Annotated in this window: 19 protein-coding genes; all 19 read left to right on the forward strand. The window is 33.0% G+C overall.

The window, feature by feature from the left end; genetic code table 11:
- Positions 1–271 precede the first annotated feature (271 nt).
- The 19 genes from traF to IGI80_RS18735 all read left to right on the forward strand — a co-directional run bounded on the left by traF (position 272) and on the right by IGI80_RS18735 (position 10,322).
- The gene (gene traF, locus IGI80_RS18645) at positions 272–787 is read left to right on the forward strand and encodes a conjugal transfer protein TraF (protein ID WP_002365995.1); all 516 of its coding nucleotides are present in this window, start codon (positions 272–274) and stop codon (positions 785–787) included.
- A gap of 16 nt (positions 788–803) precedes the next feature.
- A complete protein-coding gene (locus IGI80_RS18650) occupies positions 804–1,214 on the forward strand; it encodes a hypothetical protein (RefSeq protein WP_002365996.1) in 411 nt (136 codons plus the stop codon).
- An 18-nt stretch (positions 1,215–1,232) separates the two neighbouring features.
- The gene (locus IGI80_RS18655; protein WP_002365997.1) at positions 1,233–1,523 is read left to right on the forward strand and encodes a hypothetical protein; all 291 of its coding nucleotides are present in this window, start codon (positions 1,233–1,235) and stop codon (positions 1,521–1,523) included.
- Positions 1,524–2,122: 599 nt separating this feature from the next.
- The gene (locus IGI80_RS18660) at positions 2,123–2,743 is read left to right on the forward strand and encodes a hypothetical protein (protein ID WP_438724275.1); all 621 of its coding nucleotides are present in this window, start codon (positions 2,123–2,125) and stop codon (positions 2,741–2,743) included.
- 13 nt (positions 2,744–2,756) lie between these two features.
- Entirely contained in the window at positions 2,757–3,086 is a 330-nt protein-coding gene (locus tag IGI80_RS18665) for a hypothetical protein (RefSeq protein WP_438724276.1), read from the forward strand.
- Positions 3,083–3,604: a hypothetical protein gene (locus IGI80_RS18670; protein WP_198434975.1), complete on the forward strand. Its 522-nt coding sequence runs from the start codon at positions 3,083–3,085 to the stop codon at positions 3,602–3,604. The genes IGI80_RS18665 and IGI80_RS18670 overlap by 4 nt, the downstream gene beginning before the upstream one ends.
- Positions 3,605–3,692: 88 nt before the next feature.
- The gene (locus tag IGI80_RS18675) at positions 3,693–4,007 is read left to right on the forward strand and encodes a hypothetical protein (protein WP_174082604.1); all 315 of its coding nucleotides are present in this window, start codon (positions 3,693–3,695) and stop codon (positions 4,005–4,007) included.
- Between the two features lie 225 nt (positions 4,008–4,232).
- Positions 4,233–4,829: a recombinase family protein gene (locus IGI80_RS18680; protein ID WP_002414744.1), complete on the forward strand. Its 597-nt coding sequence runs from the start codon at positions 4,233–4,235 to the stop codon at positions 4,827–4,829.
- On the forward strand, positions 4,819–5,133 hold the full coding sequence (locus tag IGI80_RS18685) for a hypothetical protein (protein WP_025188489.1): 315 nt from the start codon (positions 4,819–4,821) through the stop codon (positions 5,131–5,133). Before IGI80_RS18680 ends, IGI80_RS18685 begins: the two co-directional genes overlap by 11 nt.
- Positions 5,127–5,351 carry an ultraviolet resistance protein UvrA repressor UvrC gene (gene uvrC / locus IGI80_RS18690; protein ID WP_002406593.1) on the forward strand — a complete coding sequence of 75 codons (225 nt, stop codon included), beginning with the start codon at positions 5,127–5,129 and terminating at the stop codon, positions 5,349–5,351. Before IGI80_RS18685 ends, uvrC begins: the two co-directional genes overlap by 7 nt.
- 60 nt (positions 5,352–5,411) lie before the next feature.
- The gene (locus IGI80_RS18695; RefSeq protein ID WP_010822384.1) at positions 5,412–5,621 is read left to right on the forward strand and encodes a hypothetical protein; all 210 of its coding nucleotides are present in this window, start codon (positions 5,412–5,414) and stop codon (positions 5,619–5,621) included.
- Positions 5,622–5,632: 11 nt separating this feature from the next.
- Complete coding sequence (locus IGI80_RS18700; protein ID WP_002406176.1) at positions 5,633–5,935, forward strand: DUF6440 family protein; 303 nt, start codon at positions 5,633–5,635, stop codon at positions 5,933–5,935.
- 428 nt (positions 5,936–6,363) lie between these two features.
- Complete coding sequence (gene uvrA / locus IGI80_RS18705) at positions 6,364–7,692, forward strand: ultraviolet resistance protein UvrA (protein ID WP_002370254.1); 1,329 nt, start codon at positions 6,364–6,366, stop codon at positions 7,690–7,692.
- Positions 7,689–8,039, forward strand: coding sequence for a hypothetical protein (locus IGI80_RS18710; RefSeq protein WP_010824125.1), 351 nt, complete (start codon positions 7,689–7,691; stop codon positions 8,037–8,039). The genes uvrA and IGI80_RS18710 overlap by 4 nt, the downstream gene beginning before the upstream one ends.
- Entirely contained in the window at positions 7,996–8,208 is a 213-nt protein-coding gene (locus IGI80_RS18715) for a hypothetical protein (protein WP_033604193.1), read from the forward strand. Before IGI80_RS18710 ends, IGI80_RS18715 begins: the two co-directional genes overlap by 44 nt.
- Before the next feature lie 102 nt (positions 8,209–8,310).
- Positions 8,311–8,400, forward strand: coding sequence for a type I toxin-antitoxin system Fst family toxin (locus IGI80_RS18720; RefSeq protein ID WP_153829630.1), 90 nt, complete (start codon positions 8,311–8,313; stop codon positions 8,398–8,400).
- Between the two features lie 240 nt (positions 8,401–8,640).
- Entirely contained in the window at positions 8,641–8,937 is a 297-nt protein-coding gene (locus IGI80_RS18725; protein ID WP_002360665.1) for a replication control protein PrgN, read from the forward strand.
- A 253-nt stretch (positions 8,938–9,190) separates the two neighbouring features.
- Entirely contained in the window at positions 9,191–9,973 is a 783-nt protein-coding gene (locus IGI80_RS18730) for a ParA family protein (protein WP_002419204.1), read from the forward strand.
- The gene (locus IGI80_RS18735; protein WP_002360663.1) at positions 9,966–10,322 is read left to right on the forward strand and encodes a hypothetical protein; all 357 of its coding nucleotides are present in this window, start codon (positions 9,966–9,968) and stop codon (positions 10,320–10,322) included. Before IGI80_RS18730 ends, IGI80_RS18735 begins: the two co-directional genes overlap by 8 nt.
- Positions 10,323–10,581 lie beyond the last annotated feature (259 nt).

Below are 10,581 nucleotides of genomic sequence, written 5' to 3' on the forward strand. Positions count from 1 at the left end.
GAAATGAAAGGCTAAAATAAGTTATAACCTAAGAGACTGTCTCCCCCCAAGAGACAGTCTTTATTATTTTATTGATGACTAAATAATTTAAAAAATATAATAGATATTTTAATGAGTTATCGTTTGGAACGTGAAATTTTTATCGTTTCATGGTTTATGCTGTTACTACTTTTTTTAAAATTGTATACTAAATGTGAGGTAAGTTATTTCTTAATATCTTGAAAGAAAGCGCTTTATATGTTGTGTTTATATATAATCTTTTTGAAAGTAGGTGTTTGCTATTCAATTAAAAAAAGTAAAAATAGTTTCTTCGGTTGTTATTTCTTTGTTTGTTCTAAGTTCTTGTACGGGAGAAGGAGGGGAAAATAAAAAAAGTGTAAAAGTAAGTAAAGAAAATGTGGAAGCTGTTGAAGTCTCTAAAGATAAGGAGGAAGAAGAATTTAGTATTTATGATGATACAGTTAGTAAATTTAGTAGAGTAACAGCGAAAGAACTTTTGGAAAATAACGACAACAAAAAAAGATTTGTTTATTTTGGACGACGAACTTGTCCATATTGTAGAAAATTTGCACCTTTATTAGGTCAACTAGCCCAAAAAAACAAATTGCAAATAGAATATTTAGATACAGAAGATACACAAATTGATAAAGATATTCAAAATGTACGTGAAAAATACAATGTTGAAACTGTTCCTACTTTAATTTATTTCAATACCCGAGGTGAAGTGCAAAAATATGATAGTGAAACAAAAGAAGCATTACCAAAATGGTTAGAACAAAAAAATTAAGATAAGGAGAATTAAGATGAAAAAGATAGTAGTTTTTATGTTAGGGATTGCCATTCTTGGAGGGTTTATTGTTCCTGGTACAGTATTAGCAGACGAATTAGTTAAGGAGAATTCTTTAGATCAAGTAACAACTTTGGATGATGTGGATTTTGATTTAACTGGGGATGCAGACCATATTATTATGCCAAGAGAAAGCGGCAGAGGATCTTGTAGAGATATGGTTCGTATTGGTCGTAGACCTGCAAATTCTTGTGATTCTGCTGGTAGACCTATAGGTAACCCAGTTAAGATAACGGCAAAACAAAAAAATTGTTTAATTGCATTGTATGGTACGGGTATTGATGGGGCTTTTGCTTATGCAACTGGAGGACTATGGTGGGCAGTTGTGGGTATTCATGGATTGAAGAGTTTGGCAGGTTGCGTATAATTTTGGGAGAGTGATGTTATGTCTATAACAGGACTTAGAATATTGAGTTTTCTCACTTGGATATTTTTTGTTTTATCTTTACTTAGTTGGTCAAATTCACTATGGAGCGTAGGATTTCTTTTTTTAGCAATTTTATGTCAATTTATCACCCCAAACGAGTATAGAATGAGTGTATCAGTGTCTGATAATAAACGTACAGTTTGGTTTGATAATGCTTTAAAAAAAAGAGAAGTTTTTTGGACAATCGCATTGTATTTAATACCGTTAGTGGTAGTAATTAGCATTTTAATTTACACAAAATTAGGTTGAATAGATTTTGCTAAAAATTACATTGTGTATCCTCTGGGAAAAGGTATAAGTAGCTATGAACAATAAGAATAAAGTTTTTTCAAGAAATAGCTTCTTAGTTTTTACTTTCTATATGATCTGGAACTTTTTTACTCAAGTTGTTTTTAATGAATTTAATAGGTTAAAATTTTTGGAAATTTTTATTTCCACAATAATTGTTTATGTAGGATTAGGTTTATTGGAAAATGTCTATTATTACTTTAAAAGAAAGTAACAGTAAAAAGAACCAACAGGGTATGCCTTGTTGGTTCTTTTCTTTGTCCAGTTGTTACCAGGTCAGTAGTAGGACATTCAAATTGGGCATACGTCATTTGTGTTAATTTTGAGTACGCTTTAAATTTACATGTAATGAATAAAGTAATGGGTATTCGTTTTCCACTAACTGGCCAAACAGATAGATAGGTGAAGAACCAATTTAACACAAACAGGAATGATTGTGTTTACATTTACCTTATGTGTGATATAATATAAGTGTAATCAAAGAAGCCTACTCTTGAAAATTCAAGAATAGGCGGGTCGCTAAACCTCTTTGATTATACCATATATCAAAGGAAGAAGGAATGAAAATGGGATACGTAGGAAAATCAAGAAGTGTAAGAAGTCAGATAGCAATTGATAATGCGGAGGTTCCGTTGAATCACATTACGAAAGACTACATTTTAACGTTTGTTACTGAAAATAACATCGATGAAACATTAAAAAATGAATCTGTAGCAATGTGGAAATTTGTTGCAAAAAGACACGGATCAACTAGTTGGCACCATGTTAGTAAACACTACAAAAAAATTGATCATTATGATTTACATGACGTAGCGGAATATTTCTCTATGAATTATGATAGCTTAAAAAATGATTATCAAAATTTATTAGATCAAAAAAGGCAAGCAAAGAATGATTTAATTAAAAATCTTAAATTAGGTATTATTAAAGTTCAAATTTGGGGAGGAACGAAAAGATACCCTAAACTTGAAGGATATGAAAGTGTTATGGGAGTAGTTAAAGATGGGTGGTTGCACACTGTGACACTCTCAAATCAAACAAAGTATAAAATTACAGGAAACAAAATAGAAGAAATCAATATTTTTGAATTAGATCAATACGATATTTTAACGAAAAAATTTCCAGAGTTTAGAGCAATGAAAAGAAAAATCAACAAAGAAGTAGCACGATTAAGTAAGTAAAGGAGGAATTTGTTTGGCTATTTTGAATAATAAAGGAGAAAAGATCAGCATTGATTGTGATGACCTAATATCTGAAGTAGAAGAAGACATTCTCATTTTTGGTGGTACGTTTCTAGTCTATGCTATATGCTCTTGGAGAGAAATAGAGCAAGTAGAGTATATTTCTGACTATGTACATGCAGATAATCCTGAAAGTTATAAAGATGAGTTAACAACAAAAGAGTATGCAGAATTAAAGGAAATTTATGAAAAGGACCTGGAAGAATTAAAAATTACAAAAAATAAACAGATGAATCTGAATGAGCTACTATCTATCTTAACTATCCAGAACTCAATAACGTGAAAGGGCTGTTAGAATTGTCAACGATTGATTTATTTTTAAAAAAATATGGTATTACTAGAAACAAAGTTGCGACACAAAATATAAAGCACAAAATATCCAACAATGCGCTAGCACAAGCAAACTTACGTCCAGTAGAAACGTATTCGGTAAAACTGATCTTAGGGTTATCCGAAGCAGTAAATGAAGCACCAGAAAAAGTCATGGCACAATTACTAGAAATTGAGAAAACTCAAACGAATTCAGAAAGCGCTCAAAAGAAAGAAGCCTATCAATTTGGGAATATTATTTTAGAAGGTATTCTAAATACCAATAGATCCACTCATGAAATTCGCCTAGTGCAATACTTAGGGAAAAGGACCTTGTTTTGTACGTACGTTTCTGGTGTTGGAGCAATGAATTGGTCTGTGAGTGATTATAAAGAAATTGCAGAAACACTAAAAATTGATGACGTTGATATTCGTTTTAGGACAAGTGAAAATGATCAGTTTTGGGATGTATCGGAAAGTTATAGATATTAAGACAAAAGTTATTAATCTAAATGCAAAGTATTGGGGTTAGTAATTGACCTAATTAATGATGATTTAATAGGAAAGGAAGTAGTAAAACATGACACATGAAACAAGTAACGGAAATAAGGGCTTAAACATTGTAAATTCAGGTGTTGGAGTTTCAAAAAAAATAGTTGATCCTTATATTAAAGACGGTGTAATAACAATAGTTGATTCAAAAGGTTATTTAAATACAGAAGATTTGGAAGCTAAAGGATACGAAGTTAAAACAATTTCTTTAGAAAAAGATAAATGCACTCTTTTTGATCCATATCAAGCATTGCAAGAACTTGCTGGAGAAGATCCGATTAAATTTAAAAGGGTTGTAGATGAGTTAGAAGGCATTATCAAAAGGATAACAAAAGAGAATTAAAATGTTTAACAAAGAAGAGAACCTTTTTTGTAAACAATTCACACAATAAAGCATTGAAAATTTACAAGAAAAAAAGATGCGATGAATATGACACAACCTTGTTGTGACTTATTCAACTAAAACCGACAGGTCAGAAACTTTTAAGTTTTTGACCTGTTTGTTTTTTCGTGCTATACTTGGAATTATCAAGTGTCAAAAACTTATGTTCAGAAAAGGTGAGGAAAATTGGCCATTTATGGGTATTCACGAGTCAGTACCAGCAATCAAGATTACAAAACCCAAATTCGAAAATTAGAAGAAGCTGGAGCAGAAAAAATTTTTAGTGAGAAATATACAGGTACAAAAAAAGAAGGAAGAAAAGAATTAGAAGAGCTGCTTTCAATTGTAAAAGCTGGCGATAAAGTTTTGGTGACAAAAATTGATCGATTGGCCAGAAGTATCGTTGATTTAAATTCAATTATTTCTACATTAAATCATGAAGGTGTGACTATTTCTTTTTTAGATGATCACTTAACGTTTGAACCTGATAAGAAGGACTCTATGCAAACGTTAATGATGAATATGCTGGGTAGCTTTGCGCAATTTGAAAGAGATTTAATCGTGACGAGAACGCAAGAAGGGAAACAGTGGCATCGAGCGAACAATAAAAATTATCGAGAAGGACGTCCAAAAAGAGTTCTAAATGATAAATATAAACATGCACTAGAGCTAATGGAAACAAACAGCATGCGAGAAGTGGAACGGAAAACAGGTATTTCTTTGTCTACCCTCAAAAGAATCAAGAAACAAGCAAAGGAAGAACAGTTACTTAATGAAAAATAATTCAGGAGTAGTTATTATGGAAAATAGAGAGAAAATTATTCAGTTGTTGAAGAATCCTTTAGTAACAGGTTATGGGATAGAGATAATGTCAAATGGGCGACTCTATTCAGCAAACTTCCAAAGATATAAGAATCGAGTAAAGAAAGAAAAAAACCCATTGATTATTTTTGAGAGCATGACAGCAAAGGTTGAGCAGGTATTTTTAGAATTAGCTGAAGAAGTAATACGAACGAACCCTAAAACAAAACAAGAATTCAAAGATATGATTAAAGAATATAGTTATAAGGAGGGTAACAAATGGTAGTTCGAAAAACATATGATCATTGGGGGATCGAAATCAGCACATGGAACAAAAGTAATATAGTTACTTTTATTGATTGTGACTGCGGGCAATTAGCTAAAAGAGAACTGGGAAAGTATAATCAGTTTAAATGTGATAGCTGCAATAAAGAATACAAATTGTACCAAGGCAACTATATCGCAATTGATGAAAAAACAAATGAAGTAGCTCAAAACGATTGAAAAAGTAAAAAAGATTTTTGATTGTGTACTTTCAATAATTTAAAAAAGGTGGAGAGTTTAATGAATTTTGGATATTTAAATTTTGGAACAAAAGACGCCGTTTTAGTGATCGCAATATTTATTATCTTAATTTTGACGGTACTGTTTCGTTGGTCAGCTTTAGAATTTGTCCTTTCTTCAGGTGCAGTAGGACTTGCTTTTTTTGCTGGAAATATGAAACAAGACAAAAGGATAGCAGATAGGCAAAACAAAAAAAGTGAGAAGAAGTAAGGAGAATATTTATGCCAGTTAATAAAAATGGTTTACCTTTTTATCTCGATAGAAAATTAGATGTAATACGCTTTGGAGTTGATCCAGATAATCATGTGAAAGAACAACAACCTTTTAAATCTCTGGTTAAAACGGAGAATCCAAATAAAAAAGAACGTTTCATTGAAAAAGAAAGTGAATCTTTAACTCAATTAGGATATAAAATTGTAGTTGATACAGTTACTGGTGTTAATTATTTAGAGAGCCCTAGAGGAGGAATTACACCATTGCTTGATGAAACTGGGAAAGTTTGCATCGATAAAATTAGTAAGTAAATAAAACCCCACCCCTGAAAATCTTTTTTTGGGGGTTATTCTATATTCAATTATTAATGATAATTATAGTGATGAGAGAGCAATTCTAAGCCATTTTCACAATTATTTATCGGTAAGTTATGCAATGAAGAGATTTTAACGCTCGCTTTTACAGGATTAAATATGATATGTAGATGAAAATAAAAAAATCTCTATTTAAATACGAATAATTTTTCATACCAGGCATGTGGCCAACCCTCAAAAGACGAATGATTGGTTTCGCTTTGCTCAACTGGCCTTCAACGTTTTGTATAGTTTCCCTCTCTGTGTTCAGTCCAACTATGCCAAAAGTTTACAGGTATATAAAAAAATACGGAAAACTGAATTTTACTAGTTGCCAAAGAGAACGTTAGTTCGTATAATGGGTTAGTAGAAAGAAGGGATTTTGGATGAATTTGACGTTCGATTATACGAAAGAACCCAGTCGTGATGTGCTTTGTATCGACGTAAAAAGTTTTTATGCCAGCGTGGAATGCGTAGAACGTGGACTTGATCCATTGAAGACAATGCTTGTGGTCATGAGCAATTCTGAAAATTCGGGTGGCTTGGTACTCGCTGCTTCCCCTATGGCAAAAAAAGTATTAGGCATTTCCAATGTTACAAGGAAAAATGAAGTTCCGGACCACCCGAACTTAATTATTGTATCTCCACGCATGAAATTATACATGAAGAAAAATCAAGAAATTAACAATTTATATAAACGCTTTGTTTCTGATGAAGACCATTCTGTATTCAGTGTCGATGAATCGTTTCTTGATGTGACTGCTTCGCTGACCTATTTTAAGTGTGACACCGCCTATAAACTGGCCAAGATTATTCAACGTGTGATTTATAACCATATGGGATTGTATGTGACAATCGGAATTGGGGAAAATCCGTTGCTGGCCAAGTTAGCATTGGATAATGAAGCAAAGAATGCACCAGGCTTTGTGGCTGAATGGCGCTATGAAGATGTGCCAAAAAAAGTTTGGCCAATCTCCCCTCTTACAGAATTTTGTGGGATAGGAAATCGCATGGCTGCTCGCTTAAAAAAGCTAGGTATTCGGTCCATTTATGACCTAGCGCACATTGAACCTTACATGTTAAAAGAGCGTTTTGGTATCATGGGGCTACAGCTGTACGCGCACTCATGGGGCATAGATCGTAGTTTTTTAGGGCAAAAAGCAGGACGGCCAACAGAAAAATCATTTGGCAATAGTCAGGTTTTACCCAAAGATTATGCAAATAAAGAACAAATAAAATTGGTTTTGAAGGAATTGTCGGACCAGGTTGCTAGTCGCTTACGCATGGCATCGTGTCAGACAACCTGTGTCTCTTTGTTTGTTGGCTACTCAAAAGGTCAGACAGACAAATACGGCCAAACCGGCTGGCGTAGACAAATGAAAGTAGAACCAAGTAATAATACAAAAGTCTTGACTGAACATGTACTGCGTCTTTTTGAAGAGAATTACGCACCAGGGGTCGACGTACGAAATTTAGGGGTATCCTATGGCCGTCTTGTATGGAACAAAAATTTACAGCTGGATTTATTTTCTGTTCCGGAGGAGCAAATTCATGAAACGGATATGTATTTTCTTATTGATAAAATTCGTCAGAAATTTGGGTTTAAAGCACTGATACATGCTTCTTCACTGATGGAAGGCGCCACAGCAATTTCACGAGCAAGCCTTGTTGGTGGCCATGCAGGTGGAACTGTTGGCTTAGGTACAACCAAATGAAGCAAAATAGAAAAGAATTTTCTTCGTATTTTTCTCGCTCAATCAAACAAAATAAGCCATTATATTTATTACTTATGTCTTCAGAAACCAATCCTTTTCCTAGACCAGTTATAGGAACTTTTAGAGGATATGCGGAAGAAAACAAAATAATAATTGGTGAAGATTCCTATAGTATAGAAGAAGTTGACTTTGTGTGTATGTATCGTCATTCTAGTAGAATAAAACAAGAAGAAAGAGTAAATTCAAACCCTTTTCAAGGTTTAGTCTCCCCTACTTTGTCAAAAAAAGAGCAGAAAAAGTTAGATGAGTATTTTAGCGATTGGGGGTTTCGTAATGAAGGCATATGATTATAATGGTACCATTATTCCTCTAGGAGACAGCGTCCACCAAGTGGCTTATGTAGAATGCAGCTGTGGCTGTCTAGCAAGCAGAGTTACGAGTGACTCAAACAAGTATAAATGTTCCTGGTGTAAACGAGTTTACACGCTTAGAAAAGATCATAGAACAGCTAGATAAATTGTTGAATGTTTTATTATTGAATTGGCAGAATTTCAATCTATGATATAATTAATACGGCAGCTCGCCTCGATTGGAGATGTGTTATTTGTGAAAGATTTAATGTCGTTGGTTATCGCACCGATCTTTGTAGGATTGGTTCTGGAAATGATTTCTCGTGTGTTGGACGAGGAAGACGATAACCGAAAGTAAGCTGCTATCAACACACACGCTAGGAGTCGCAACTAGTGTAAAAAAAAAGCAATCCTATTCGCCGTAGGATTGCTTTTTGTGTTATTTGTACGATTTAATGTCGTTTCGCACCTTTAGTATAACATATTTTTAAAAGAGGTCAACCAAAAAGAAGCAGATACACCCTTCCCTTATTGCATGTTTTTTAGTACAATATTACTGCAAACGCATTAATAAGCTAAGAAAGGAAACTTACCCATCATGCCTAGAAAAACCTTTGTATATCCACACCCTATCAACGCATACATTATCAAGCAACTAGGGATTACTGTAGAAGAATTTTGTGAATTACATGCTTTCTCTCAAGGAACTGTTTCTTCTTGGATTACTCGTAACAAAAAAATTGAAACACTTCCTATCTCATTTATTTATTCTCTTTCTTTATCGGCCAGCCAGACTATGGATCAGGTATATTCAGACCTTCTAAAACTGCAAGACGATTATTTGCTGCACTTAGAACGCCACAGACGAACTAAAAAAATTATAGACGAAGAATGATATTGTGATATCACACTATTGTAACATCGTATAGTCAAACTATAATAATATTGTATTATTACAATATCACGTTGCTACAATTTCACTATATCGCGAAGTAACAATACTATGCAATTGTAATATCGTAATATTAATAAATCACAATAGTATGACTCCACGATTGAACAATATTGTAATATTAATAAATTATGATATTGCAATATTGCGATATTGTGATATAATAATGACATAACATCACAAGGAGGACATTATTATGGCACGAATAATTTCAGTTGCAAACCAAAAAGGCGGTGTTTCAAAGACAACGACTAGCATTAACCTTGGAGCGGCATTGCATTTTACTTTTAACAAAAGCGTACTTGTAATTGACATGGACCCCCAGGGAAATGCCACTGATAATTTTGGATTCGACATTGATGGCACGAATGTTCCAACAATATATGAAGTATTAAAAGATGAGGCTTCGATTACTGAAGCTATTCTAAATTACAAAGGAATCGATGTAATTCCTGCTGATATTGCTCTTTCTTCAGCAGAACGTGAATTTACACAAGTTGGAAGTGAACATAGACTTAAAAGAGTTCTTCAACCAATTGAAGAAAACTATGATTATATTATTATTGATTGCCCACCAAGTTTAGGTATATTAACAGTAAATGCGTTCACTGTCTCTGATGAAATTATTATTCCTGTAGAAGCCGCATATTTTTCACTAAAAGGATTAGTTAAATTGAACGAAACAATCGAGACTGTTAAAGAATACACAAATGATAGATTAATCATACGAGGTGTTCTTTTCACAAAATATAATGAAAGATTTAACATTTCAAAAGAAATGAATAAAACAGCAAATCAAATTTCTGATGCCCTCAACGTAAACATATTTGATACTTACATTAGACGAACTATCACTGTTGATGAAGCTCAAGCAGCAGGTTCCGACTTGATTAGCTTTAATAAGACTTCGACCGCTGAAGACGATTATATCCAGTTTACAAAAGAATTTTTAGAGAAGGTAGGAGATTTGAATGAGTAATAATAGAGGAAAATCAGCCGCGGAACGACTTTTGGGTGCAGGAAAAGAAGACACCAATCCAACTAAAGCAACTACTTCTAATGAAAAAGAATTAAAAACTACACATGAACACATTGTTATGAATAAAAAAAACATAGAAAAATTGATTAAACAACAAGGTAACAGCAAAAGAAATGCTGATAGTATTCGGATCAATCCAATCCTTGCAAATGCTTTAAAATACTGGACTTCAATTGGTGAACCAGAAAAAAGTAAACCTGATGTTATCGAAGAAACGCTTTTGAAATCTATTCCTGAAGAGTATTTAATTAAAGGATATGAAATGGCAAAAAAACAAAATAAAATTTGATAATATTGTGGAATCACAATATTACAATATTAGACAACAACAATATCATAATATTGTTGTTGTTTTTTTTCTACAAACGCTGTTGTATCAATAATAATCTTTTGAATATTGTAATATCACAATATTACAATATTACAATTGCATTATATCGAAATATCGTGATATAATAAGAAAGTAGGAAAATACTGTTATATCAGTATTTGCAAGGGAAATAAAAGTAGGTTAAACTATAAACTAACAAAAACAGAGAGGTAAAGCT

The sequence above is a fragment of the Enterococcus sp. DIV1420a genome, assembly GCF_051712165.1.
Taxonomy (GTDB): domain Bacteria; phylum Bacillota; class Bacilli; order Lactobacillales; family Enterococcaceae; genus Enterococcus; species Enterococcus faecalis.